This window comes from Humibacter ginsengisoli, assembly GCF_054780095.1.
The window spans coordinates 370,740-396,371 of sequence record NZ_BAAGWZ010000011.1 but is presented as its reverse complement, the minus strand read 5'-3'; the positions used below and the strand labels follow the sequence as shown (position 1 = coordinate 396,371).

Annotated in this window: 25 protein-coding genes; 15 read left to right on the top strand and 10 right to left on the bottom strand. The window is 69.2% G+C overall.

Annotated elements, in window-relative coordinates; all coding sequences use genetic code 11:
• Positions 1-3: 3 nt before the first annotated feature.
• Positions 4-1,173 carry an enolase-like domain-containing protein gene (locus ACYVI5_RS16085; RefSeq protein WP_460581111.1) on the top strand — a complete coding sequence of 390 codons (1,170 nt, stop codon included), beginning with the start codon at positions 4-6 and terminating at the stop codon, positions 1,171-1,173.
• Positions 1,174-1,192: 19 nt separating this feature from the next.
• On the opposite strand, the gene ACYVI5_RS16080 is transcribed toward ACYVI5_RS16085, so the two are convergent.
• A complete protein-coding gene (locus ACYVI5_RS16080; RefSeq protein ID WP_460581110.1) occupies positions 1,193-1,558 on the bottom strand; it encodes a DUF7882 family protein in 366 nt (121 codons plus the stop codon).
• Between the two features lie 300 nt (positions 1,559-1,858).
• Here ACYVI5_RS16080 and ACYVI5_RS16075 point away from each other — a divergent pair, with 300 nt between their 5' ends.
• The 3 genes from ACYVI5_RS16075 (at position 1,859) to ACYVI5_RS16065 (ending at position 3,334) form a co-directional block, all read left to right on the top strand.
• Positions 1,859-2,344, top strand: coding sequence for a YciE/YciF ferroxidase family protein (locus tag ACYVI5_RS16075; RefSeq protein WP_460581109.1), 486 nt, complete (start codon positions 1,859-1,861; stop codon positions 2,342-2,344).
• An 86-nt stretch (positions 2,345-2,430) separates the two neighbouring features.
• The gene (locus ACYVI5_RS16070) at positions 2,431-2,766 is read left to right on the top strand and encodes a hypothetical protein (protein WP_460581108.1); all 336 of its coding nucleotides are present in this window, start codon (positions 2,431-2,433) and stop codon (positions 2,764-2,766) included.
• The gene (locus ACYVI5_RS16065; RefSeq protein ID WP_460534854.1) at positions 2,753-3,334 is read left to right on the top strand and encodes a carboxymuconolactone decarboxylase family protein; all 582 of its coding nucleotides are present in this window, start codon (positions 2,753-2,755) and stop codon (positions 3,332-3,334) included. The genes ACYVI5_RS16070 and ACYVI5_RS16065 overlap by 14 nt, the downstream gene beginning before the upstream one ends.
• A 38-nt stretch (positions 3,335-3,372) precedes the next feature.
• Here ACYVI5_RS16065 and ACYVI5_RS16060 read toward each other — a convergent pair whose 3' ends face one another.
• A complete protein-coding gene (locus ACYVI5_RS16060) occupies positions 3,373-4,440 on the bottom strand; it encodes a cation diffusion facilitator family transporter (protein WP_460581107.1) in 1,068 nt (355 codons plus the stop codon).
• The gene (locus ACYVI5_RS16055) at positions 4,437-4,805 is read right to left on the bottom strand and encodes an ArsR/SmtB family transcription factor (protein WP_460581106.1); all 369 of its coding nucleotides are present in this window, start codon (positions 4,803-4,805) and stop codon (positions 4,437-4,439) included. The genes ACYVI5_RS16060 and ACYVI5_RS16055 overlap by 4 nt, the downstream gene beginning before the upstream one ends.
• A 174-nt stretch (positions 4,806-4,979) precedes the next feature.
• Here ACYVI5_RS16055 and pdxS point away from each other — a divergent pair, with 174 nt between their 5' ends.
• The 5 genes from pdxS to pdxT all read left to right on the top strand — a co-directional run bounded on the left by pdxS (position 4,980) and on the right by pdxT (position 8,462).
• Positions 4,980-5,888, top strand: a complete 909-nt coding sequence (gene pdxS, locus ACYVI5_RS16050; protein WP_460581105.1) for a pyridoxal 5'-phosphate synthase subunit PdxS — start codon at positions 4,980-4,982, stop codon at positions 5,886-5,888.
• 85 nt (positions 5,889-5,973) lie between these two features.
• Positions 5,974-6,135 carry a hypothetical protein gene (locus ACYVI5_RS16045; protein WP_460581104.1) on the top strand — a complete coding sequence of 54 codons (162 nt, stop codon included), beginning with the start codon at positions 5,974-5,976 and terminating at the stop codon, positions 6,133-6,135.
• A gap of 37 nt (positions 6,136-6,172) precedes the next feature.
• Positions 6,173-7,120, top strand: coding sequence for a DMT family protein (locus ACYVI5_RS16040; RefSeq protein WP_460581103.1), 948 nt, complete (start codon positions 6,173-6,175; stop codon positions 7,118-7,120).
• A gap of 111 nt (positions 7,121-7,231) precedes the next feature.
• On the top strand, positions 7,232-7,735 hold the full coding sequence (locus tag ACYVI5_RS16035; RefSeq protein ID WP_460581102.1) for a hypothetical protein: 504 nt from the start codon (positions 7,232-7,234) through the stop codon (positions 7,733-7,735).
• Between the two features lie 124 nt (positions 7,736-7,859).
• Positions 7,860-8,462: a pyridoxal 5'-phosphate synthase glutaminase subunit PdxT gene (gene pdxT / locus ACYVI5_RS16030; RefSeq protein ID WP_460581101.1), complete on the top strand. Its 603-nt coding sequence runs from the start codon at positions 7,860-7,862 to the stop codon at positions 8,460-8,462.
• Between the two features lie 114 nt (positions 8,463-8,576).
• Here the strand turns inward: pdxT and ACYVI5_RS16025 are convergent, their stop codons facing one another.
• The 7 genes from ACYVI5_RS16025 to ACYVI5_RS15995 form a co-directional block, all read right to left on the bottom strand.
• On the bottom strand, positions 8,577-9,980 hold the full coding sequence (locus ACYVI5_RS16025; protein ID WP_460581100.1) for an HNH endonuclease signature motif containing protein: 1,404 nt from the start codon (positions 9,978-9,980) through the stop codon (positions 8,577-8,579).
• Positions 9,981-10,191: 211 nt separating this feature from the next.
• Entirely contained in the window at positions 10,192-11,211 is a 1,020-nt protein-coding gene (locus ACYVI5_RS16020; protein ID WP_460581099.1) for a Gfo/Idh/MocA family protein, read from the bottom strand.
• Positions 11,208-12,218: a Gfo/Idh/MocA family protein gene (locus tag ACYVI5_RS16015; protein ID WP_460581098.1), complete on the bottom strand. Its 1,011-nt coding sequence runs from the start codon at positions 12,216-12,218 to the stop codon at positions 11,208-11,210. The genes ACYVI5_RS16020 and ACYVI5_RS16015 overlap by 4 nt, the downstream gene beginning before the upstream one ends.
• A 12-nt stretch (positions 12,219-12,230) precedes the next feature.
• Positions 12,231-14,129 (bottom strand): beta-N-acetylglucosaminidase domain-containing protein, encoded by a 1,899-nt coding sequence (locus tag ACYVI5_RS16010; protein ID WP_460581097.1) that lies wholly within the window; start codon positions 14,127-14,129, stop codon positions 12,231-12,233.
• Positions 14,130-14,184: 55 nt separating this feature from the next.
• Positions 14,185-14,886 (bottom strand): class II aldolase/adducin head domain-containing protein, encoded by a 702-nt coding sequence (locus ACYVI5_RS16005; RefSeq protein WP_460581096.1) that lies wholly within the window; start codon positions 14,884-14,886, stop codon positions 14,185-14,187.
• Complete coding sequence (locus tag ACYVI5_RS16000; protein WP_460581291.1) at positions 14,883-16,166, bottom strand: four-carbon acid sugar kinase family protein; 1,284 nt, start codon at positions 16,164-16,166, stop codon at positions 14,883-14,885. Before ACYVI5_RS16000 ends, ACYVI5_RS16005 begins: the two co-directional genes overlap by 4 nt.
• Entirely contained in the window at positions 16,166-17,110 is a 945-nt protein-coding gene (locus ACYVI5_RS15995) for a DeoR/GlpR family DNA-binding transcription regulator (protein ID WP_460581095.1), read from the bottom strand. The genes ACYVI5_RS16000 and ACYVI5_RS15995 overlap by 1 nt, the downstream gene beginning before the upstream one ends.
• Before the next feature lie 84 nt (positions 17,111-17,194).
• Between ACYVI5_RS15995 and ACYVI5_RS15990 the strand changes: the two genes are divergently transcribed.
• The 6 genes from ACYVI5_RS15990 (at position 17,195) to ACYVI5_RS15965 (ending at position 25,480) form a co-directional block, all read left to right on the top strand.
• A complete protein-coding gene (locus ACYVI5_RS15990; protein WP_460581094.1) occupies positions 17,195-18,649 on the top strand; it encodes an FGGY-family carbohydrate kinase in 1,455 nt (484 codons plus the stop codon).
• A 64-nt stretch (positions 18,650-18,713) separates the two neighbouring features.
• Positions 18,714-19,619, top strand: coding sequence for a hypothetical protein (locus ACYVI5_RS15985; RefSeq protein WP_460581093.1), 906 nt, complete (start codon positions 18,714-18,716; stop codon positions 19,617-19,619).
• The gene (locus ACYVI5_RS15980) at positions 19,601-20,272 is read left to right on the top strand and encodes an aspartate/glutamate racemase family protein (protein ID WP_460581092.1); all 672 of its coding nucleotides are present in this window, start codon (positions 19,601-19,603) and stop codon (positions 20,270-20,272) included. Before ACYVI5_RS15985 ends, ACYVI5_RS15980 begins: the two co-directional genes overlap by 19 nt.
• Positions 20,269-21,753, top strand: coding sequence for an alpha-amylase family protein (gene gtfA, locus ACYVI5_RS15975; RefSeq protein WP_460581091.1), 1,485 nt, complete (start codon positions 20,269-20,271; stop codon positions 21,751-21,753). Before ACYVI5_RS15980 ends, gtfA begins: the two co-directional genes overlap by 4 nt.
• Entirely contained in the window at positions 21,750-23,645 is a 1,896-nt protein-coding gene (locus ACYVI5_RS15970) for an alpha-amylase family protein (RefSeq protein ID WP_460581090.1), read from the top strand. The genes gtfA and ACYVI5_RS15970 overlap by 4 nt, the downstream gene beginning before the upstream one ends.
• Positions 23,642-25,480: an MBL fold metallo-hydrolase gene (locus tag ACYVI5_RS15965; RefSeq protein ID WP_460581089.1), complete on the top strand. Its 1,839-nt coding sequence runs from the start codon at positions 23,642-23,644 to the stop codon at positions 25,478-25,480. Before ACYVI5_RS15970 ends, ACYVI5_RS15965 begins: the two co-directional genes overlap by 4 nt.
• The last annotated feature ends 152 nt before the right edge of the window (positions 25,481-25,632 follow it).

Here is a 25,632-nt window from a genome sequence, read left to right as displayed (position 1 = left end):
CGGATGACCGTGGCAGGCGATCCGGAATCTCCAGGCCGCGGGACACGCGCCGCGGACACCGCGATCCGCGCCGTGCGCGCCAGGGTGTACGTGGTGCCGACGACGTTCGACGGCGAGCCGATGAACGAGTCCGACGGCACCGCGAAGTGGGACTCGACGACGGTTCTCGTCGTCGAGATCGACGCGGGCGGATGCACCGGTCTCGGCTACGCGTACACCTCGTCCACCGGTCTCGGGCTGGTGCGCGACGTGCTCGCGCCCCTCGTGACCGGCAAGGACGCGACGGCGACACCGCAGCTCTTCTGGGCGATGGCGCGGGCCGTGCGCAACATCGGCTGGCGCGGCATCGCGGCCAGCGCGATCTCGGCCATGGACGTCGCGCTGCACGACCTCAAGGCGAAGCTGCTCGACGTGTCGCTGTTTCGGCTCCTCGGTGCTTCCCGCGACCGCATCATGGTGTACGGCAGCGGGGGGTTCACGAGCTACAGCGACGAGCAGCTGCGGCAGCAGCTCGGCGGATGGGCCGAGCAGGGCATCCGTGCGGTGAAGATGAAGATCGGAACGGATGCAGCGGCAGACCCGGCTCGCGTGCGCACGGCCCGGGAGGCGATCGGCGGCGACGTGCAGCTGTTCGTGGACGCGAACGGCGCGTACAGCCGCAAACAGGCGCTCGGGATGGCCGAACTGTTCTGGCGCGAGGACCGGGTGACCTGGTTCGAGGAGCCGGTCTCCAGCGACGACCTCGAAGGGCTGCGCCTGATGCGCGACCGCGGCCCGGGCGGCATGCAGATCGCGGCGGGGGAGTACGGCTACATGCCGGCGGACTTCCGCCTGCTCCTCACCGCAGGCGCCGTCGACACGCTCCAGGCGGACGCCACGCGCTGCGGCGGCGTCACGGGGTTTCTGAACACGGCCGAGCAGTGCGTCGCGTGGGGCGTGCCGCTGAGCGCGCACTGCGCACCGGCCCTGCATGCCGTACTGACGGCATCCGTCGAGCCCGGCGTGCACGTGGAGTACTTCCACGACCACGCGCTGATCGAGCCTCTGCTCTTCGACGGCACGCCCGAGCTGGTCGACGGATGCCTCGTGCCCGATCCCTCGCGGCCCGGCCTGGGCCTCGAACTCACCGACCGCGGCGACGAGTACCGCACCGAGTCGTGGGCGTGGGACTAGCGCTGCGTCTCCAGCGCTCCTAGGCGACCCGGCGTACCGGGTGCGCGTCGCGGTCGGGGCGCTGCTGACCGGCACGTCCAGCATGCGCCGGCGCGCCATCCTCGTCGAGCACGACGAGGCCGCGCGGTCCGTTGGCCTCCGTCTCCAGCAGTCGCAGCCAGTCCCGGTTGACCGCCGGAACGCGCGACCCCAGGTACTTGAAGTACACCGGGACCTCGGCCGACATCCACAACGACGCCCTGCCGCTTCCGACCGAGAGGTCGTCCAGCCACGACATCAGAAAGGACTCGCGGCGACGGAACTTGTTGACGATGACGATCTCCAGGTGAGTAAGGAGGCGGTCGTCGAACTCCACGTCTTGAGGTCCATAGATCATCGTTCCCATAGCTCGCTCACTCTCCATATCCCGAATTCGTGCCCGCCGTTCGAGCGGTCCATCGGCAGCCTTCCGGGCTGCCGCATCGCATCACCGTGGCCAGCAAACGCGGTTCTGCGAGGTGCCGCAACGGTGACCCCTCGTAGGAGGGGGCCCTTGACTTTGGGCCGACCTTGTGAAGTGCCGAGCAATACGGACCGACGACCGCAGGTCCGTGCTTCTCGCGGCTCGTTTGGCAACCCCTTATATGGATGCTCGCCATGCCGTGATCTGGTCTTGCAGCCTTAGAGGAGAAAGGGAGATCTGCGCATGTTCGAACACTTCGACAATCCGCGCCAGCTTCTCGAATACCGCATCGGCTCGGCCATCTCGATGGAGCAGGACTCGCTCTCGATGCTCGGGGAGCTCGAGCAGGCCGCGCAGAGCGAGGACATCAAGGAGATGTTCCGTCACCACGCAGACGAGACGCGGCACCAGATGAAAAACCTGGATCGGGTGTGCCAGGAACTGGAGATCTCCGCAGCCGAGGAGCCGTCGCAGACCACGAAGGGACTCTCTCGCGAGGGCACGTCGCTGATCCGCAAGTCCGACGTGTCGCTCCTCGACAGCGTGGTGCTGTCGGCAGCGCTCGAGACCGAGCACACCGAGATCGCCGCATACCAGTCGCTGATCTGCCTCGCCGACTCTCTCGGGCTTCAGCAGGTCGTGGAACTGCTCACCGAGAACCTCGGCCAGGAGCAGCACACCAGCGAGGAGCTGTACGAGAAGCTCAAGAGCACCGTCGCTGCGGTTTGACGGTCGTGTGAGCCGGGGGATGTCGGGTTCGGGCGGACCGGCATCCCCCTTTTCAGCTCTCTCGGACTGCGCGTAGAGTCGCCGCCATGCGAAGGGACGGCCTGCAGTCGCACGCCGAGCACGCCCGAGCCCTGTCCGCCCGTGTCGCAGACAGCGGGGACACCGACCGCGCGCTGCGGTTGGCGGTATTCGAACGTGCCGCCAGGGGTGCCGCCGTTCCCGAGCCCTACGACCAGCTCGTCGAACAGATCGCCAGGGACTCGGCACGAGTGACGGATGCCCAAATCGCGGCTGTGCTGCGCGCCACAAGCAGTGAGAGAAGCGCGTTCGAGCTGATCCTGACCGCCGCGATCGGAACGGGGCTGCACCGCTGGGACGCCGCAGCAGCAGTGATCGAGGAAGCCCTCGATGCGCCTGCCTGAGGTCGAGCGTGGCGATACCCTTCGGCACCGAGCGCTGATCGCGATGATCTCGCGGCTCACCGGCATCCGTCTGCCCGATGCCGCGCGAGTGGCGTTCTACCACCAGGACTTCGCCGGCCCGGTTCTGGGCGCCTGGACGCAGAGGGCCATGCGCGGCGAGAGCGGATGGAGCGTGTACGAGCGGGAACTCATGGCCGCTGCCGTCGCATCCTGGAACTCGTGCCCGTTCTGCGTTGGTGCGCACGGTGCGATCGCCGTGCGCGGCATCGATCGCGCGCTCGTCGACGCCGTGTTGAACGACTACCGCACCGCCCCGGTGTCCGATCGGCTGAAAGCGGCGCTGACCTTCATCGAGAAGGTCACGCGTCGTCCGGACGAGCTCACCGCCGCCGACGCTCGAGCCGCTCTGGATGCCGGCCTGTCCGTCGACGATCTCCGCGATGCGGCGGCAGTGGCGAGCATCTTCAACGTGATCGTCCGATACGCGAACGCGCTCGCCTTCCAGATTCCGAGCTCGGACGAGTTCGACAAGGCAGCCGGCATGCTCCTCAAGCGCGGCTATTCCTGAACTGCCGGCGCCCCGGTCGCCGTTGAGGGTGGCGCGTGTCAGCGGCCCGGCGGTACCGGCGTAACGAGGAAGTCGTCGAGGTTGCGGAGTTCGCCGCGGACGTGCGCTGACGCATGATCGGCGACGCGTACGGCGTCGTGCAGGCTCGAGGCATCCGTCGTCACCATGGCCGATCCGATGAGACGGTGACCGCTCCAGCGCAGCTTCACGTTCTGGATGCCCGTCACTCCGGTCGTGTGCTCGAGCACATGCTCGACTCGTTCGAGCAACAGCGGGTCGACGGCATCCATCAGGCGTGCGCCGACCGACTTCACCGTGCCCCAGAGCAGCGCCAGGATCGAGATAGCGATGAGCAGGCCGATGATCGGGTCGGCGAGCGGAAAGCCGAGCAGCACACCGATGGCGCCCAGCACGACCGACAGCGAGGTGATGCCGTCGAGCCTCGCGTGCACACCGTCGGCCATCAGTGCAGCCGAGCCGATCTTGCGCCCGATGCGGATGCGATAGACGGCGACGAGCTCGTTTCCTGCGAATCCGATCAGGCCGGCGACCATCAGCCACCCGGCATTCTCCACCGGTTGCGGATGGATGAAACGGTCGATCGCCTCCCAGCCGGCGACGACCGCGGACAACGCGACGACGAAGACGATGAACAAGCCGGCGAGGTCTTCGGCGCGCCCGTACCCGTAGGTGTAGCGGCGAGTGGCGACGCGTCGGCCGAGCACGAACGCGATCCATAGCGGGACGGCGGTAAGCGCGTCGGCGAAGTTGTGGATCGTGTCGGCCAGGAGCGCGACGGAGCCCGTGAACAGCACGAAGCCGAACTGCAGAAGGGTCGTGCCCAGCAGGATGAACATTGAGACCTTGACGGCGGTAACGCCTGCCTTGCTCGCCTCGAGCGCGTCATCGACGGAGTCCGCGGCATCGTGCGTGTGCGGAACGAAGAGGTCGTAGAGGAATCCCTTCACACCGCCATGCGGATGCGAGTGCCCGTGGTCGTGGTCATGCCCGTGGTCGTGTTCGTGGTGGGCATGAGGATGCTCGTGCTCGTGCTGGTGCTCGCGCTGGTGCTCGTGCTCGTGCTCGTGCTCGTGTGTGTGGCTCACGACTGCTCAACCGCCTGCACGTGGTGGTGGCGCGGCATGTCTCCCAGTGAATGCTCCGCCTGGAAGATCGCATCCGACACGAGCTGCCTCGCATGCTCGTTCTCCAGCCGGTAGAAGACGCGCTGCCCGTCTTGACGTGTCGCGACGATGCGAGCCAGGCGCAGCTTGGCGAGGTGCTGCGACACCGCCGACGGCGGTTTGTCCACGATGTCGGCAAGGTGGTTCACCGACAGCTCCTCGACATCCCGGAGCGCGAGGATGATCCGCACCCGGGTGGCGTCGGCCAGCATCGAGAACACCTCGACGGCCAGCTCGACGTACTGGCTGTCCACCTCGCGACCGCATATCGGCTTATCCGCATCCATACGCAGATGCTAACTTAATGAGGGACGCGGCCCGGTACAACCATCCGCTCCAGCGCCCGTACCCGGCACGCTCACTGCGTCTTTTCTGCCAGCGCCGCTACCGTGGACGTCGAGTTTCGCTAGCAACCCCTTGCCTGCCGATGAACGGCATGCGCGACGAAAACCCAGAGGATCATGACCGACACGATCGAGACCACGACCACCGAACTCGGAACGAGCCGCGTCAAGCGCGGGCTCGCGGAGATGCTGAAGGGCGGGGTGATCATGGATGTCGTCACCGCCGAGCAGGCGAGGATCGCGGAAGACGCCGGCGCGGTCGCCGTGATGGCGCTCGAGCGGGTGCCTGCAGACATCCGGGCGCAGGGTGGTGTCGCGCGCATGAGCGACCCGGATCTGATCGACGGGATCATCTCGGCGGTCTCCATCCCGGTTATGGCGAAGGCTCGCATCGGGCACTTCGTGGAGGCGCAGGTGCTGCAGGCGCTCGGTGTCGACTACATCGACGAGTCCGAAGTGCTGTCGCCGGCCGACTATGTGAACCACATCGACAAGTGGCCGTTCACCGTGCCATTCGTGTGCGGTGCGACCAACCTGGGCGAGGCGCTGCGGCGCATCACCGAGGGTGCGGCGATGATCCGATCGAAGGGTGAGGCCGGCACGGGCGACGTCTCGGAGGCGACCAAGCACATCCGCGCGATCACCTCGGAGATCAACGCGCTGAAGTCGAAGTCGAAGGACGAGCTCTACGTGGCGGCGAAGGAACTGCAGGCACCGTACGACCTCGTGGCCGAGGTGGCGACGACCGGCAAGCTGCCCGTCGTGCTGTTCACGGCAGGAGGCGTCGCCACCCCGGCCGATGCGGCGATGATGATGCAGCTGGGCGCTGACGGCGTCTTCGTCGGCTCGGGCATCTTCAAGTCGGGCGATCCCGCCAATCGTGCGGCGGCCATCGTGAAGGCGACGACGTACTACGACGACCCGGACGAGATTGCGAAGGCGTCCCGCGGACTCGGTGAGGCGATGGTCGGCATCAACGTCGCCGACGTGCCTGCTCCGCACCGCCTCGCCGAGCGCGGCTGGTAGGCGAGGGACCTTCGCCGCCGAAGCGCATCGGCGCGCTCTCGTCCAGCCCTCCTCCGACAGCCGCGACGCGCGTAGCGTTTCGACCATGTTGATCTTGCTCGTTGTGCTTCTGGTCATCTGGCTGATCGCGGCCGTCATCGGATTCGCGTTCAAGGGCCTGCTCTGGCTTGCGATCATCGGCATCATCCTCTTCATAGCGACGGTGATCATCGGCTTCATCCGCCGGGCCGCGTCCAGGAGGTCGTGATCGCCTCCGAGAACGGCCTCCGCGGGGAAGGATGCCCGTGAGCCTCGCCCTGGTCTCGCTCACTCCAGCCCAGTCGCTGGGCATCCCTGTCGCGCTCGTCGGTTCCGTCTTCCTCGCAGTGGGGGCGGAGTTCCAGCAACACGGGGTCACCAAGGTCGGTCGCAGCGCGGATGCGGCGAAACACTCCGGCCTGGGCTGGAAACAGCTGGTCGCGTTGGCGCGCCGGCCGTCGTGGCTTCTTGGCACCCTCATGCTCGGGCTGGCGATCGTGCTGCAGCTCTTCAGCTTGTTCCTCGCGCCACTCACCGTCGTTCAGCCGCTCGGTGCCATGGCGCTCGTGATCACGGCAGTGATCACGGCGAGGCTGTCCAGAACGCGACTGGAGCCGCGAGCCATCCGTGCCATCGTCTGCTGCATCGCCGGGGTGGGTCTGTTCGTCACCATTGCGGCGCTCACCACCACCACGATCCCGATCACCGATGCGCAGCTTCTGATCGTGGTGATCATCCTGGCGGTGGTGCTGCTGCTCTTCGGAATCGGCTTCGTGGTGTTCAGGGCCAGGTTCACTCGGCTGTTCTACGTCGCGGGCGCCGGTGTGTTGTTCGGGTTCGTCGCCACGCTCGCCAAAGTGCTGATCACTCGCGTTCAGACCATCATCCACAACGGCTTCCGCCTCAGTCCGGCGGACTGGCTGACCGTCGTCTGCCTGCTCGGGCTGGTCGCCGCGGCGATCCTCGGGACGTATTTCGTGCAAACGGCGTATTCGTCCGGTTCCCCGGAACTCGTCGTTGCCGGCCTCACCGTCATCGACCCGCTCGTGGGGGTGAGCATCGGCATCGTCGTGCTCGGCGAAGCGGCGACCGCGCCGATCTGGGCCGACCTAGTGTTCATCGTCTCCGGGGCCATCGCGGTGTACGGCGTCATCGAACTGTCCCGACATCAGCCGAGCGCGGCGGGCGCGGCGAAGGCCGGTTCGTCCAAGTGACGCTTCCGTTGTAGTTGCAAGCCCTTGATCGACGAAGAGCGCGGCGCGAGGCTCGACGTGCCGAGCGGATGTCACGAGAAGCCGTTCGACCGCGTTCTACGGAGGTGACCCATGGCATCCGCTCTCATCAGTGCCTCTTTCGACGATGAGGATGCCTCCCGTCGGGTCTTCAACCGTCTGCGGGAACTGCACGGTGCCGCGTTGCTCAACCTCACGGGGCTCGTCTGGGCCGAAGTGGGCAAGGACGGCCACCTCGAGCTCACGACCGCACCCCATGATCCGGTCGCACCCGAGAACGAGCGAGACGCCGCCTCGTTCGCTCAGATACTGGGTTCGCTCCTGGCGACACCGCTGCTCGGTGCCAGGGTCGGCGGCACGGTGAACGCGGTCGTCGATCGGATCGCCGAAGATGACGCCACCCCTGAGCGGCGTTTGCGGAAGCAGGTTGCGAGCATCCTCGCCCCGGGCAAATGGGCGGTGGTGGCCTATGCATCGCAGGTGGCAGAAGCTGTCGTGCGGGCCGAGCTCGGCGACGATGCACCCGACCTGACCATTTGGGAGATCGACGACGCGGCCGCGGCCGAGCTCGCATCGGACGCCGGCGTCGACTCGTAAGTCGCAAGTCGGCGTGGACTCGTAGCGTGTTCCGGATGCATGTCCCGGATTCATGGGTCGGCTCCGCCGTGCGGCGCGTGATGCTGGCACGGAGCGCTGGCGGGACCCGATTACGCTGGAGACCATGAGCGTGACCGGTAGCGGCCGCCGGGTCGGCGTTCTCGCACTTCAGGGTGACTTCCGCGAACATCTGCACGTGCTGCGGGAGATCGGTGCCGAAGCCGTACCCGTGCGCCGCGCGGCCGAACTGGACCAGGTCGGTGGGCTCATCATTCCTGGCGGTGAGTCGACCGTGATGGACAAGCTCAGCCGGTCGTTCGGGCTCGCGCAGCCGATTCGCGATCGGATCGCGGCGGGCATGCCCGTCTACGGCACGTGCGCCGGCATGATCATGCTCGCCGACGAACTGGTCGACGCGGCTGACGGACAGCAGACGATCGGTGGCCTCCACGTCACCGTGCGGCGCAATGCGTTCGGCAACCAGAACGATTCGTTCGAGACAGACCTGCCGATCGCGGAGCTCGGTGATCCTGCCGTGCACGCCGTGTTCATCCGAGCGCCGGCTGTCGAGCGGATGTCTGAGGACGTTACCGCGCTGGCGACGCTCGTCGACGGCCGGGTGGTCGCGGTGGAGCAGGACGGCCTGCTGGCCACCGCCTTCCACCCGGAGATCGATGGCGAGTATCGGTTCCACCGGCGATTCCTGGAGCTTGTGGCGGAGTCCTAGGGCGCACGCCACCGGCTGTCGAGCAGTGGGAACTTCGCGGCACGGAGCCGCGGCACCGCCGTTCCCCGGGAGTTGCCCCGGGCACGCTCGTTCGCGTCGTCGGGGTTCGCGAGGTCATTCGCGTCGTCGGGGTTTGCCGCGTGCGGTGCTGGTGGGCCGCCAGGTTCCGGTGGGTCGCCAGGTTCCGGTGGGGTCGATCCATGCTGGTGCTCGGACGTGTGGTGCCCCGTCGATCATCTTGATGGCCCAGCCGCCGGTGTCGACGTAGTGATGGTGGTACCAGCACAGCGCGACTCCGTTGCCGGTGTCGGTGGGTCCGCCGTGGGAGTGTTCTTGCACGTGGTGGATCTCGCACCAGCTGGCCGGGATCCGACATCCGGGGATCACGCAGCCACGGTCGCGGGCGGCGATCGCTTTGCGTTGTTGGGGGGTGAAGCAGCGTTGCGGTGACCACAACGACACGATCCGCCCCTCCCGGATCAGGAGTTTTTGGATGCCGCCGGCGCAGGCGAACTGGGTGACCGTGGTCATCGGGATCGGCTCCTGGACCCCGTCGATCCACCCGGCACCACGCCCCTCTCGGAGGTCGTGTTCGTCCACGGTGACCAGCACGGTGGGTGCAGCACCCCCCATCGACGCAACCTCCGCGGATCGGGCGGCGGCGTCGATCAGGGACGCGAACGCGTCATGCCGCCGCTGCGGCGACGTACGGTCATCCAGATCCGCCTCACCGGGCTGGTCGCCGTTCAGGAAGGCGGGTTTCGATTTCGGGGACACCACGGCGGCGATGGCTTGTTCCAGTTTCCCGGAGATCTCCGGCATCAACTCCATCCGATACCTGATCAGCCCACCCCTCGTGCCCAGCCGGGTCAGGGCACGGTGCCGCATCGCCTCCTCCGCATCCCCCTCCACCCCGTCCGGATCCAACGCGACCCGCCACACCGTCGCCTGCACCCTCGTCTGATCCGCCGTGAACCCCTCCTCCACGGCGGAAGCGACCAGATCGCGCTCGGCGGCGGCCCAATCGTCCGGGTTCGCACGATGCTCCACTCCAGTCAGGGTGTTGACGATGATGCGGGCGGCATCCTCACCCAGGTCCCCGGCGGCGACTGCTTGGGCGACGGTGGGGAACTTCGGCGGCAACAACCCACCGGTGAACGACCCCCGCACCGCCACCGCCTGCCCGAGCGCAGCACGCCGGGCAGCGGTCGCCTCCGACACCCCGGTCAACCGTGCCGTCAACTCCGCGGGGGTGCGGCACCCGTTACGGGCGGAGAGCCGTTCCGCACCGAGTCCTTTCGGGGAGCGTTCCAGGATCTCCCCAGCACAGTGCGCACGCAACGCGTCCACCTTCCGGCCCAGGGCTTCCACCGCCCGGGTCGCGGTCAACAGCACCTCATCACCGAGACCGTGCACACCGGTCGCGGGCAGCACGTCATCCAGTGCCGCCGTCAGCGCGTCGAACGCATCCGACAGTGCCGCCGTGGAGGCGGCGACCGGTGCGTTCGAACTGTTCATACAACCAAGTCAAGCAGCACCCACCGACATTCCGAACCCGATCCTGACCAGGTACTTTACCTGTGGACAACCCGGCCGAACAGGCACCTGTGGACGGAAAGCCACGGCAAGCAGGCTCACCCATGGACGGAAAGACACGGCAAGCAGGCTCACCCGTGGGCTGTAGCGTCTGCGGAGTTGCCCTGTCAGCTGGCCATGATGCCCGCCCCACTCACCCGGCGGTGGCGAGTGTCGCAACCGGCGCGACCGTGCGCGCGTTCGCCGACTCGTACGCGGCGAGGATGATGCCCAGCACCTCCGTGCCCTCCTTCTCGGTGTGCAGCGGGCGGGTGCCGTCGAGGATGCTGCGCGCGAAGTGCTCGAGCTCCGCCTGGAACTCGTGCACGGGCTCGAGCTCGAGGATGGTCGGCTCGCTCTCCCCGCGTCGGCGGTAGCTGAGCGAGGTGCCGTCGCTCGTCAGACTGCCCTGCTCACCGACGGCCGAGAACTTCTCGGTGCCGTCCGCGGCCTGGTACGCCCAGCTCGTCACGATCGTCCCGATCACACCGTTGTCGAATCGAACGAGCACGGTCGCCGAGTCCTCGCCCTCCATGAACGCGAGCCGGTGAGTGGCCAGCATGGCGGCGACCTCGACCGGCGAGCCGCCTGCGAGGTGCAGCAGGAGGTAGGTCGGGTGGTAGCCGGTGTCGATGAGCTCGCCGCCGCCGCTCGTCGCCGCGTTGGCGCGCCATCCCATGTTCTCCGGGTTGAAGTCGTTGAAGAAGCTGTCGGTCGTGCGCACCTCGTAGACACGGCCCAGCACACCGTCGTCGATCAACTGCTTCGCACGGGCGACGGCCGGCAGGAACAGCTGGTTGTGCGCGCACATCAGTGTCACGCCAGCGTCGGTGACCGCTTCGGACACCTCGACCGCCTCTTCCGCGGTGAGGCAGAGCGGCTTCTCGCAGAGAATGTGCTTGCCGGCGCGAGCGGCAGCGACGATGGCGTCCTTGTGCAAGTGATGCGGAAGGCAGATGTCGACGGCGTCGATGTCGGCCTCGGCCAGCATCGCGTTGTAGTCGGCGTAGACGGATGCTCCGGTATCGCCCGCGCGTCGCTCCGCGCTCTCGAGCACCGGGTCGGCGATCGCGGCGAACGTGATCGTCTCGGGGTTGCGCAGGTAACCGGCGATGTGCGCACCGGCGATGTTTCCGGCGCCGATGAGGCCTATTCGAACGGTCTTGCTGGTCATGGGCGGTACTCCTTAGGGGTCGTGGCCGCGACCCGGCGCCCGCTCGCGGCCGATTCGTTCGCCGCGACGACCATGCCGGTCAGGGCGGTCGCGTGGCGGAGGTTGTCGTCGGTGAAGAGGCCGTCGTGGATGCTCTGCACCCACAACGCGAACCCCCCTGGGTGCGCTTCGGGAAGAGGAACCTCGGCCCAGTGGTCGCCGAACACCCCGCCCTTGGCGAGCAGGCGTTCGCTGCCGAATCCGAACATGAGCGAGGCGGCCGTGCCACGGAGCTCGAGCGTGAAGGCGCCTGGAGTGGTCGCCACAGCCGCCTCGAACACGCCGAGACGACCGCCGGAAAACTCCGCGGTGACCACGGCGTTGTCCTCGACTGCTCGTCCCGTCACACTGCCGTAACTGGCGCTGACAGCGATCGGTTCCGCCCGGTGGAACAGCCGGGTCAAGTAAGCCGGGTGGCAGCCCAGGTCGGTGAGCGCGCCGCCGATGGCGGCATCCGGGTCTGCGAAACGCTCGGGCAGCCATCCGGCAGCCCAGCCGTCATGCGCGAGCCGCACACGCGTGTAGGTCAGCTCGCCAAGGGATCCCTCGTCGAGGATGCGCTCGATCGCGACGGTGTAGTCGTCGTAGAGCCGCGGCAGCGAAACCGTGAGCACGACGCCGTCGCGCCGGGCGGCGCCGATCAGCTCCTCGCACTCCTCGACCGTCGGGGCGAGCAGCTTCTCGCTGAACACGTGCTTGCCTGCGCGGATCGCGCGCCCGATGACATCCGTGTGCCTGGACGTCTGCGTGGTGATCGTGACGGCGTCGAGATCTTTGCGCGCCAGGAGCTCGTCGAGGTCGGAGACGAACTCGACACCGAACTCATCGGCGGCCGCGGCGCCGCGCTGCGGGTCGTCATCCCAGACGGCGACGAGTCGCGTGTCGGGATGCCGCTGAGCAGCGCGCGCGTAGTCTCCGGCGTGAACGTGCCAGAAGCCGATCGCCGCGACGGTGAGTGGTTGGGACATCAGGATGTCTCCTTACTGGTTGAGAAGTGCTCCGATCGTGGCGTAGAGCAGAGCGCGAGTGGATTCGGTGACGAGCCAGGGCGCGAAGCCGTCCGCGGCGAGGTAGAAGGTGCCCCGCGCGGCGGGCGCCGGAGTGCCGTTCGCGAGTGGCGCTCCGGGCGGTGTGATGGTGATGGCGGCGTCGCCCGACTGCGGCTCGCGGGCCACCACGTGCGCCCCCTCGCCCGGCTCGCTCACCGTGACCTTCGCCCTGCCGCGGTACACCACGACTTCCCCCGCCATGGCGGAGGCCGCAGGATGCCTGTGGTCGACGATCTCGATTCGGTCGACCGACAGCAGTACGCGCGACGCCGGGGCCAGTCCGAGGGGCACGAGATGGCCCCAGGCGAGCACAGGAATGGCCAGGCGCGACGCCTCGACGATCAGTTCCTCGGACGCCGAGCGGGTGACGATCACGAGGTCTGCAGCCTCGTCGTGGCCGAAGTGCACGTGCATGCCCGACCCGCGCAAGAACTCCGCGAGCTCGCGGTCTCCCGGCGCCGGGTTCGAGCCGCTGTAGATGGAGACCGCCGCGCCGTGCGGGGTGTGCGGATGCGACGGCTCGCCGCCGAGAACGACGATGGCGTCGTCGAGGAGGCTCAGCACGTCGTCGCGTACGACGTCGGCGAACTCGCCCTCCATCGTTCCGCGCGCTTTCAGTAGGTCCTCGAGTGAGGCGACCTCGCTGGGATCACCGTCGAACGCGAGCACCCGGCACGCCATCGCGCCTGCCGCGCCGGATGCCTGCGCCGCATCGATCCAGGGCGCCAACTGGACGGCCAGGTCCTCGTCTACACCGCTCGCGGAGGTCTGCGCGAGCCGGGCGAGCAACGACTCGGCGTCCTCGTAGCGGCTCTCGGCGACAGCATCCGAGAGCGCCGCCCACCGCGGTGCAGACGGCGGCCACGAGCTGCAGGCCTCGACAAGGGAACGGAGCCCGGGTGCACCCCCGGTGACCCGCTCGTAGGCTCGCGCCGCGGCATCCTGCGCGTCGTACTGCTCGGGGTCGGCGGCCCACTCCGCGACCGTGGCCAGCGCGAATCGGGACGGCGCGGCCTCGACCATCGGGTTCGAGACGATGCCGACCAGTCCGGGTGCGCGTTGCCGGTCGGTAAGCGGACCGAGGAACACGCGGGAACGGTCGAAGTCGTTCACCGGGAAGTTGTCCCAGAGCACGAGGTCGCGCCCGTAGCTCTCCCTGGCGAGCACGATGTCGTCGGCCGTGACCGCTCCCACGACGATGTCCGCGCCGGTCCAGAGCACGAGTGCATCCTGCGGAAGCGTGGCGTCGAGGCCGGCGCGGTACGGGGTGCGGCCGAGGCCTGCGTAGTCCGTCGGGCACACCATCAGAGGCTCGTCGATTCCGGCCGGCAGCAGGAAGTCCTGCTGGAGCCGGGCAGCGGTCTCGCCGTGCGCCCGTCCGAACGCCTCCGGCTCGTCCATCGGAACGTCGTCGAAGAGCAGTGCGAACGAGCGGATGCCCGCCCCGAGCAGTTGCGCACATTTCGCTGCGAGCGCCTCGTGCTCGGCATCCTCGTCGTACCTCATCGAAAGCCCTGGCGCGATCGTGTAGACGAATCGCACGCCGCGCTGCTCCGCCTCGGAGCACAGGTCGGCGAGGGCGGCCAGGCGATCGTCAGGGTACGGGTCGCGCCACTGCTCGCGGTGCCACGGGTCGTCCTTTGGCGCGTAGAGGTAACGGTCGAGCCCGGAGGCCGACGCGAACTCGAACCAGCGCAGCCGGTCGTCGTGCGACCAGGGAGCGCCGTAGAAGCCCTCGACGAGGCCGCGCCAGGCGAGCGGATGCGGCTCAGTCGGGTCGGCATCCGGCTCGTTCGCTTCGAGGACGGATTCGTTCACTGCGCGGGTCACTGTGCTCCTTGCAGAAGGTTTTCGGGTTGCAATCGGGCGGTGGATGGGCGTGACCTCAACGGCCTGGCGGAGTGAGCGACGCCACCGCAGCGGCATCCAGCAGCACGGGGGAAAGGGTGTGCAACTGAAGCGTGAGGCGGGCCGCTGCCTCGAGCTCTTCGGCGAGATCGATGGCGGCATCCAGGTCGCGGGCGGCGACGATGGGACCGTGGTTGGCCAGCAGCAGCACCGGATGCCCGTGGGCGCGCGAGGCGACGGCCGCCGCGAGCTCGGGGCTCCCGGGCTTGGCGTACGGCACGAGCGGTACCGTGCCCAGGCGCATGACCCGGTAGGGCGTCAGCGGAGGCAGCCGCGCGAAACCGTCATCGTCGGGGGCGAGGCACGCGATCGCGGTCGCGTACGGCGAGTGCAGGTGCACGACCGCGGTGGCGTCGGGGTGCGCCGCATACATCGCCTCGCGCAGCGGCAGCTCCTTAGTCGGCCGCGGCGCATCCGGCAGCCCTGACGCGAGCTTCTGCTCGGACGACCCCGGCAACGCCGACGGCCCCGGCAACGCCGACGACCCGGGCGACTCGAACGGCACGAGCGCGAGGTCGTCCTCGGCGACCGAGCGCAGCGACGAGCCGGTGGGCGTCGCCATGATCCGCGATCCGGATCGCACGCTCACGTTGCCCGAACTGCCCGGCGAGAGACCGGCCGCGGAGAGATACCGGCAGGCGCGCACTACAGCCGAGCGCAAGAGAGCGGTCTCGCTCATGGCGCGGTCTCCCATGCGTCGTTGAAGAGCGAGGTGCCGCCGAAGTTGCCGGACTTGAGGAGCAGTGCGACGCTGCGGCCATGCGAGTCGCCCACGGTCCACGGCACGCCGGGCGCCGCCGGGGCACCGACGAGCAAGCGCTGGATGCCCAGCCCGGTCACGACGGCCCCCGAGGTCTCTCCTCCGGCGACGATCAGGTGGCTGACGCCGAGCTCGTGCACGGCGAAATTCGCGAGCTCCGAGAAGGCGCCTTCGATGACCTGAGCGGCCCGCTCCGGACCGAGCTCCGACTGCACCCTGGCCACATCGCCGCGCACGGCGACAAGCGCAGGAAGCATGTCGTGACGACGGGCGGACAGGATGACCCGCAACCGGTCCAGTTCCGCCTCACCCTCCGCGAGGGCGAACGGGTCGAGCAGGTGCTTCTCGCCACGGAAGGTGTCCAGCTGTGCGCGGGTTGCTGCCGAGGCGCTGCCGGCGAGGATGAGCCTGCCGGTCACTGGGACCACGGGCATCCGCACGGGTCGCAGCGTTCCCGTGCCTCGAACCGCGACGCGAGCGAGCGCCGTTCCGACGCCGGCCGCTCCGGCGGCGACCACGGGGCGTTCGCCGGCGAGACGCAGCACGCTCGCGGCGATCGTGTCGAGGTCGCGCTCGGTGAGGGCATCCGTGAGCACGTGCCCCTCGCCGACGAGCCCTGCCACGTGCTCGGGGCCTCGCTGCACGTCTTCCCAGCGCACGAGGGAGACATCCGCTCGCGTCTGCGGCGACAAGAGCCGCACCACGTTCGAGTCGCGCATCGGTGTCAGCGGATGGTCGCGCAGCGGCGACTCGGCGAGCGGCACGCCGTCGGCGAAGAGCGTTCCCGCGTACTGCGTGCGGGCGGATGCCGGCGTGGCCGGGGTACCGACCGTCACCGCGAGGCTCGTCATCCCGCGGGCCATTGACGCGCCGCCCGCGGCCTCGGCCATGGCGTCGGCGATCGGCCCGATGTTGCCGCGCGGTGTCGAGTCGAACGTCGAACAGTACTTCTGGTAGAGCAGCGACGCATCCGCGGCGAGGAGACGCCGTGCCGCAGTCGCCGCCTGGGTCGCGGCCTCGACGGCGGGCACGGTGCGGATCTTGAGTGCGACCACGGCGCATCCATCGCCGTCGGACGGGAACAGGCGTTCGTCGCCGGCGGTGCCGAACAGCACGCTCGCCGGCAGGCCGGCTTCGACCACCCGCCCGGCGAGATCGCAGGCACCGGTGACGTCGTCCGCCACGGCACCGAGCCGCATCACGAGACGTCGACCTCCTCGGGTATGTCTCTCAATTCGGGCTGGGCTGCGGTGCGCTCGGTACGGCCGCTCCCTGCGTCCTCGTCGTCGGCGTCACCACCAGTGACGCTCTCCTCCTCGTCCTTGCGATCGACCGCACCGAGCACATCCTCGCCCGACCCCGAATTGAGAGACATACCCGCCGTGGCGGCGACGAGTACCCGCACTCCGGATGCCCGCAGCACAGCGAGATCGTCGGCATCCGCTCCGTCGTCGGTGACGATGGCATCCACGAGGTCGAAACCGCCGACCCGGATCGGCGCTCGCGCTCCGAGCTTCGAGTGGTCGACGAGCAGCACCGTGGTGCGCGCCGAGCGGGACAGTTCCTGCTTGAGCTCGGCATCCAGTGCGTTGGCGCACAGCAGTCCGGTGCGGTCGACCGCGGTCGCCGACAGCACCGCGACGTCGAACGAATGGTCGGCGATCGAGCGCCGGGCGGCCGGTCCCGCGAAGCTGCGCGTCTCGCGCTGGTAGGTTCCGCCGATGGCCACGACGTCGAGGTCTCCACGCTCGATGGCCGCCTGGATCACGGGAGCCGAATGGCTCACGACAGTGGTGCCGGCCGGCACCAGGTCGGTCAGCGGTGCCACGGTGGTCCCTGCGTCGAGCGCGATAGTGGTCGCTCCCTCGAGAAGGGAGAGGCAGGCGGCGGCGATCGCCCGCTTCTCGCCGCCCCCGGTCCCGGCGCGCTCGTCGAACGGCCGCGCGTGCCCGAGGTCGGGAAGGCTGGCGCCACCGATCACCCTGCGCGCAAGCCCTTCGGCGGCCAGCTGGCGGAGGTCACGACGGATGGTCATCTCCGACACGCCGAACTCGTCCGCGACGGCAGACGACGACACGTAGCCTTCGGCGCCGAGGCGGCGCAGCAGTTCCTCCCGGCGAGCGGGGGCGTCCGCGTATCGCATGCATCCATCCCATCGCGATGAACCCGAGTTGTCAAGAAGTGAACAAAGCTTGACCTGTTTGTCCGAGAACGAACATAATGGAGCGTGCGCGCAGCGTTCCCGGCCGCGATCGGCGTCGACATCGGCACGACCAACACCAAGGTCGTGCTCGCATCGTTCGGCGACGGCGGCTTTGCCGTTCGCGAAGAGCGCCTTCGCACCGTGCCGACTCCGGCCGCCGGCTCCGCGCTGCAGGATGCCGTGCTCACCGCGATCGGATCGGTCGCGATCGAGGCGCGCGATCGTGTCGTCGGCATCGGCGTGGCATCCATGGCTGAGACCGGAGCACTCCTCGACGCCGACGGTCATCCTCTCGGCGAGCTGCTTCGATGGAACGAGAAGGATGGCGGCTCCGCGGTCCGCTCGCTCGTGGCGGGCGCCGGAGCTGCGGAGCTGTACGCGGCGACCGGGGTGCCCGTGCCGGAGAAGACCCCGCTCGCGCACTGGCTGACGCTCCGGGAGGCGGGGGATGCCCGGTTGAGCCGGGCGCGCTGGGCGGGCGTCGCGGACCTCGTGGTCGCCGCACTCGTTGGCGAGGCCGTGACGGACCACACGCTCGCCGCCCGCACGATGGCCTACCGGCTGAACGGACCGGCCGAACGATTCGACGCCGACCTCCTTGCCCTGGTGGGTCTCACCCCCGACCGTTTTCCCCGGGTCGCGCGCCCGGGGGAGAGTGCGGGGACGCTCACGCACGACGCGGCGGCCGTGCTCGGCCTCCCCGCGGGCCTGCCGGTTGTCGCAGCCGGACACGATCACGCCGTCGGGGCGTGGGCCGCGGGCGTTCGGGAGCCGGGATGCGTCGCGGACTCGGTCGGGACATCCGAGGCGCTGTATCGTCTGGCGGCCGAGGTGCCGCGCGAGGCCGCCCGTGAGCAGGGCATGAGCATTGCGCGAGCCGTGGACGGCATCCACGAGTCGCTGCTGGGCGCGAATCCGACGGCCGGTGCGCTCATCGAGTGGGCGCTGGACGAGCTGCTTCCCGGTGCAGACCGCGCGGATGTCTTCGCGGCAGCGGCCGAGTGCTCGACCGGTGCGCTCGGAGCGTTCCTCCTGCCCTACCTGCGCGGACGACAGGCTCCGCAGCCGGACCGTTCGGCCCGTCTCCGAGCCGTTCCCGCGCTGGCAGCCGATCCGGGGATGGCGCTGACGGCGGTGCTGACCGGCCTGGTACTGCAGCTCGCCTGGCTGGACGCCGTTCAGACCGGGATTCTCGGGGCGCGCGACGCCGACCTCACGATGCTCGCCGGCCCCGGCGCGGCGAACGACGCCTGGTGGAATCTGAAGCGGCGCATCCTCACCGGGCGGCTCCGCCGCGTCGACGCCGCCGAACCCGTTGCGACAGGGGCCGCGATGCTTGCCGCTCACCGAGTGGCGGGCATCACCACCACGCTGCCGCTCGGCCCTGCAGAGCCGGCGCTCGGCAGCGCGGGCGGCTCGGACGGCGGTGCACGGGAACTGCTTGCCGCCTTCGTCTCCGCCGCGACGGGCGAGCGATGACTCGTCTCCCCGACTCCGCCCACCGAACCAGCACCACCAGAAGCACCACCAGTAAGGAATCCCCATGACGAACCCCGCACCGACGCAAGCGGCACGGAGCCTCGACGCGATCGCCCGTCCCACAGGGGCGCTGGCGATGGTGGCTATGGACCAGCGCGAGAGCCTGCGCCACATGTTCGACCTCGCGGGGGCGGGACGCCCGGCCGACGACGTGCTCGTGCGGTTCAAGCTCGACGTCGCCGACGCCCTCGGGCCGCTCGCCTCCGGCTTCCTGACCGACCGGCACTACGGATTCGAGCGCGTGCGCGAGACACTGCCGGCCGCCACCGGCCTGATTCTCGCGGCGGATGCGCTCGAGCAGGCCGACGGGGGACCGGTCGAGGAGACCGGGCTAGACGAGGTCGTGCTCGCCGAGACGAACCTCGACGGCGTCAGCGCGCTGAAGCTGCTCGTGATCTGGCGACGCGACGAGAGGCGCGCGCAGCGCGTCGAACTCGTGCGGCGCTTCGTGGCGGCGTGCCGCGAACGCGGCGTCTTGTCTGTGCTCGAACCGGTGGTGCGCGCCACGCCCAGGGAATTGGATGACCGCAGCTGGGACCTCGACGTCGCCATCCGGGAGGCCGCGCGCGAGCTCTCCGTGCTCGGCCAGAGCCTGTACAAAGTGCAGGTGCCGCTCGCGGGAACCGGGGACGAGGCCGAGCAGCGTGCAGCGAGCGAGAAGCTGAACGAGGCGATCACCGGTCCGTGGGTCGTGCTCTCGCAGGGGGTCGATCGCCCGGCCTTCCTGCCCGCCGTCGAGGCGGCGTGCCGCGCAGGAGCGAGCGGCTTCCTCGCCGGGCGCGCGCTCTGGAGCGACGTCGTCGGGCATCCGGCTGTGCCTCGCGCCCTGCGCGAGCTGTCCGTTCCCCGGCTGGAGCGGCTCATCGCGGTCGTCGACCGTGAGGCGCGACCGTGGCGGGAGGCGTCGTGATCGCGGGGCTCCTGCACACCGTTCCCGCTCTCGCCGCGACCTTCGACGGCATGGTGGCCGAAGCCGTACCCGGCGTCGAACGGCAGCACGTCGTCGACGCGTGGATGCTCGAGACCGCGATTCGCGACGTCGTCACGCCGCAGGTGCGGGAGCGGGTGGCGGCCCACCTGGCGCACCTGAGGGAGTGCGGTGCCGACGCAGTGCTCGTGACGTGTTCCTCGATCGGGGAGGCGGCCGAGAGAGCCGGTGCCGGGATGAGCATCCCGGTGCTGCGGGTGGACGAGCCGATGGCGGCCGAGGCCGTGCGTCTCGCCGGAGCCGGAAAGGCCCTGATCGCCGTGTTCGCGACGAACACAGCTACGCTCGGGCCGACGACGCGGCTCATCGAGCGGTACGTCGCCGAGCGGGGATCGAACGCAACCGTGTCGACCACGGTCGTCGAGGAAGCGGCGGCCGCCCGTGCGAGCGGGGACGCGGGGGAGCATGACCGGCTCATCGCCCAGGCTGTGCGCCGGGTCGCCGACTCCGCCGCCATCATCGTGCTCGCCCAGGCATCGATGGCGGATGCCGCCTCCAGCGCTGGGCTCTCCGTGCCCGTGCTCACGTCCCCGCGCAGCGGCGTGGAGCGTCTCCGGGAGGTGCTCACGTCGTGACGGAGGTCGACCTTCTCGCCTATGCCGACCGGCTCGGCGGCGACCTCGATGGTCTGCGCGCGCTGCTCGACGGGCCGTTGCGCGATTTCGCGGGGGTGCACATCCTGCCGTTCTTCGTGCCCTTCGACGGAGCCGACGCCGGGTTCGACCCCGTCGACCACGGCACGGTCGACCCCCGGCTCGGCGACTGGGACGACGTGCGCGCGATCGCGGCGAACCGAGAGGTCACGGCCGACCTGATCGTCAACCACGTCTCGAGCCAGTCCGCGGAGTTCGCTGACTGGCTCGAGCACGGTGAACGGTCCGAGTACGACGGCATGTTCCTCACCTTCGACACCGTCTTTCCGCACGGCGCCACCGAGGCCGACATCGCCTCGTTCTACCGACCGCGACCTGGACTGCCGTTCACGGCGTACCGGCTCGCGGATGGCACCAGGCGACTGGTCTGGACCACGTTCCTGCCCACGCAGATCGACCTCGACGTCGCGAACGAGCGCGCCAGGCACTACCTGCGCCGCATCCTCGACACCCTGCGTGCAGGTGGAGTGACGACCGTGCGACTGGATGCCGTCGGCTATGCGGTGAAGACGCCGGGCACGGACAGCTTCATGACTCCCGAGACGCTCGCGTTCGTGCGCGAGATCGTCGCCGTGGCACGCGCCGCCGGCCTTCGCGTGCTCGTGGAGGTGCACGCGCACTACACGCAGCAACTCGCGATAGCGCCGCTCGTCGACGAGGTGTACGACTTCGCGCTCGCGCCCCTTCTGCTGCACAGCCTCGGCACCGGAACGTGCGACCGCTTGGTGGAGTGGTTGCGCATCCGTCCCGCGAATGCGGTCACGGTGCTCGACACGCACGACGGCATAGGCGTGATCGACGCCGGGCCCAGCGGCGAGCAGCCCGGTCTCATCGATGCCGACGAGATGGCCGCGATCTTCGAACGCGCGCGCGTCGCCACGGGCGGCCACTCGGCGATCGCGTCGGTCGTGCCCGCATGGATGCAGCTGCCGCACCAGATCAACGCCACCTTCTTCTCCGTGCTCGGTGCGGATGCCACCGCGTATCTGCTTGCACGAGCCGTGCAGCTGTGGCTCCCCGGCCGTCCGCAGCTCTACTACGTCGGCCTGCTCGGCGGCCTCGACGACACCGAACTGTTCCGTCGCACCGCACAGGGACGCGACGTCAACCGCCACACGTACACTGCGCCCGAGATCGACGCTGCGCTTGCGAGCACGGTGACGCGCGCCCAGCTGGCGCTCGTGCGCGTGCGCCGCAGACATCCGGCGTTCGACGGCGACTTCGGATACCGGGTCGACGCCGACGGCGCGCTGCACCTGGAGTGGGCCTCCGGTGATGCGCGGGCCGCGCTCGCCGTCTCGTTCGCGCCGAAGCCGGTGTTCCGCCTCAGGCTGGAGACACCGGAGGAGATCCGCGAGGCGGCCTCCGTGGAGGAACTCGCGCAGTGGGGAGCACCGGAATGACGATCGAGCAGGTCGACCAGCTCGTACAGGTCACGCGCGGCCCGGCCGAGGTCGTGATCACGACTCCCGCCTACACCTTCGGTGTCGCCCTCACAGTGCCCCGCGCGACGCTCGCCGGCGCGGACGGCGAGCTGTGGAGCGACCTCTCCCTGATCGCGAACGTCGATCGGCTGGGTGAGCCTGACGAGGCGTCCGGGCGGACCGCCGTGACCGTGGAGGAGCAGCCGCACGGCGATGTGGTGGTGCGCGTGGCGGGCGACTCGAGTGCGTGGGCGAGCCGCGTGTTCGTGCTGCGCTGCACCCCGGACGAGATCCGCGCACACGTCGAGGTGACGACGGATGCCGACGACGCGCGCATCGCGGATGTCACCGTGTTCGGCGGGCAGGCCGCGCTGCCGACGGGAGCTGCGGGAACGTTCCGCTCGGGCATCCGTTTCCCGTCCCTCTTCGTGCCCACCCCGACCGAGCCCGTCCAGGTGGTGCGGCCGTCGACCAGCCAGGCGCAGCTCGGCGTCGTCGGCGACGCGGAGCCCGGCCGCCTGCACGGCATCTTCTCGCCGCCGCCGCTCGTGTTCGGACTCGGTCGTCCCACGATCGATCCGCATGCCCCGCACGGCCCCACCGACATGCCGGTGGGCGAGTGGCTCGGCGCCTCGGTCGTGGCGCCCGTCGAGGAGCTCGGGTTCACGACCTTCCGGTACGACGCGCTGGACGGCGGATTCCTGCTGCGTCTCGCGTACGAGGGGCACACCGTGGTCGGGGCCGGCGGATGGTCGTCGCCGGAGTTCGTGCTCCGGCCGGCCGGTTCGCCGCGCTCCGCGATCATCCAGTACCGCGACGACGTCGCCCGTCACGGCTGGGCGAGTGAACCCGGTGCGGCCGCAGACTGGTGGTACGAACCGATCTTCTGCGGCTGGGGTGCGCAGTCCGCGCTCGCGGTGCGTCTGACCCACGAGGGCGAGGACCTCGCCACGGACTCGCCGCACGGGTTCGTGCTGCCTGACAGTGTCGCGTTCGCCGCGGACCTGGCACGGCAGGAGCTCTACGATCGCTGGCTTCTGCGCCTTGCCGAGCACGGCATCCGCCCCGGCACCGTCGTCATCGACGACCGTTGGCAGGCGGAGTACGGAACCAACACGGTCGACGAGCAGAAGTGGCCGGACCTGCGCGCCTGGATCGACGCGCGACACGCGGACGGGCAACACGTGCTGCTGTGGCTCAAGGCCTGGGACCCGGACGGGCTGCCGGCCGAGCTGACGGTGCGTGACGCGCACGGCCAGGCGGTCGCGGCCGACCCGTCGAATCCGGCATACCTCGACGCGCTCGCGGAACAGGTGGCGTGGATGCTCTCGCCGGCCGGTCTCGACGCCGACGGTTTCAAGGTGGACTTCACGCAGCGCGCCCCGTCCGGTCGCACGCTGCGTGCGCACACCGACGGCGTGTGGGGCATCGCTGCGTTGCACCGGCTGGTGCGCACCATCCACGACGCGGCGAAGGCTGTGAAGCCCGACGCGCTCGTCGTGACGCACACCGTGCATCCGTCGTTCGGTGACGTGACCGACATGATCCGGCTCAACGACGTGCTCGTGGAATCGGTGAACGGCGACCCGGTTCCGGTGGTCGACCAGATGCGATTCCGGCACGACATCGCCGCAGCGGCGTTGCCCGGGCATCCCATCGACACCGACCAGTGGCCCATGCCGAACCTTCAGGAGTGGCTCGCCTACGCGAGCGTGCAAGCGGAGCTGGGCGTTCCGGCGCTCTACTATGTCGAATCGATCGACAACAGCCGGGAGGCGATCGGCGACGACGACCTCGATGAGATCGCCTCGCTGTGGCGCGGCTATCGCGAGGCGCGAGCCCGTCGTCGAGAGTCGCGAGGAAGGGCATGAGCGAATTCACCGAGGTCGCTCCTGGCGTCCATCGGTTCGCGGACACCTGCAACGTGTACGTCGTGCTGCCCGAATCCGGTGAGATCGGTGCGGGAGCCGTGGCCATCGACTTCGGCTCGGGCGACGTGCTCGATCGCCTCGGCGAACTCGGCCTGACCACGCTCGACGCGGTGCTGATGACGCACCACCACCGTGACCAGGGCCAGGGTCTGTCTCGTGCCGTAGAGGCGGGCATCCCGGTGTGGGTTCCGCCGGTCGAGCAGGACTTGTTCGCGCGAGCGGATGAGATGTGGTCGGGGCGTGCGCTCTACAACGACTACAACCTGCGGCAGGACCGGTTCTCGCTGCTCGAACCGATCCCGATCGCCGGCACGGTGCCGGAGTACCGGACGGCGCAGTTCGGCGGCATCCGCGTGAAGACCGTGCCGACGCCAGGGCACACCATGGGGTCGGTCAGCTATCTGATCGACCGCGACGGTGGACGCATCGCGTTCACCGGCGACCTCATCTACGCGCCCGGCAAGGTGTGGTCGCTCGCCTCGACGCAGTGGTCGTACACCGAGAACGAGGGCCCGGCCATGAACGTGCTCTCGTGCCACCTTCTGCGCGACGAGGGTCCGGACATCCTGCTGCCATCGCACGGCGAACCGATGACGGATGCCGCCGCCGCGCTCGAGCTGCTGGCCGGGCGGATGAGCGGGTACGTGGACTCGCGGCGCACCCGCGCCTGGGATCTGCACGACTGGCTGAAGCGCCCGTTCGTGCGGCTCACCGACCACCTGCTCCTGAATCGCACGGCCAACTCGTGCTCGTACGTGCTGCTCAGCGACGACGGTCCGGCGCTGCTCATCGACTACGGCTACGACATGTCGACGGGCTGGCCGGCCGGCACCGACCGTGCGGCCCGCCGGCCGTGGCTCGCCTCGCTTCCCGCGCTGAAGCGGGACTATGGCGTAACCGAGGTCGAGGTCGTGCTCGCCACCCACTATCATGACGACCACGTCGCCGGCATGAACCTGCTGCGCGACGTCGAGGGAACGCAGGTCTGGCTTCCCGAGAACGTCGAGCCGATCATGGCGGATCCGATGCGAACCGACCTGCCCTGCCAGTGGTTCGAGCCCATTCCGGCCGACCGGGTGCTGCCGCTCGGCGAGGCCGTGCAGTGGCACGAATACGAGATCACCACCCATCCGCTGCCCGGACACACCCTCTACGCGGCGGCGTTCGAGTTCGAGGTCGACGGGCTGCTGGTGCTGGCCACCGGAGACCAGCAGGCGGCAGACGGGCGGCTCGGCGTGCAGCGGGAGATCCTCAACTACCAGTACCGCAACCGGTTCCGCCGCGACGACTACCGCGCGAGCGCCGCGCTCTACCGGCGCATCGCTCCCGGTCTGATGATCACCGGCCACTGGCAGGGACGCGAGGTCGACGAAGACTACCTGCGCCTGCTCGAGCAGCAGGGCGACGAGCTCGCAGGCATCCACGACGACCTTCTGCCCGATGACGGCCTGCGGCCGCCCGCCGACGGCAACCTCGTGCTCGTCGAACCGTTCTATCTGCGCACGGATGCCGGGGCCTGGCTCGACTACGACGTGGTCGTCGTGAACCCCTTCGACGAGCCCCGGGATGTCGTGGCACGGCTGGTCGTTCCGCCGGGCTGGAGTGAACCCGCACCCGCCATCGGGCGCGCGGACGCCGGGGAGACGGTGCGGCTGCGATTCCGGGTGCGGGCATCTCCGGCACCGGCGAAGCGGCAACGGCTGGCCGCCGACGTCACGCTCGGTGGCACGCGGCTCGGCCAGGCCGCGGACGCGGTCGTCGACACGCTTCGTTGATCGACGCCGGGGCCTCCGGCGCGTCCAAAACAGGCAGGAAAGCGAATTCCTCCCGAGAACAGGCTGATTTGGCCTGTTCTCGAGAGGAATGCTTGTTTTCGGGACCACGGGCAGCGGTCCGACGGTGCGGGAGAACGGAGTCGTGTGAGTTG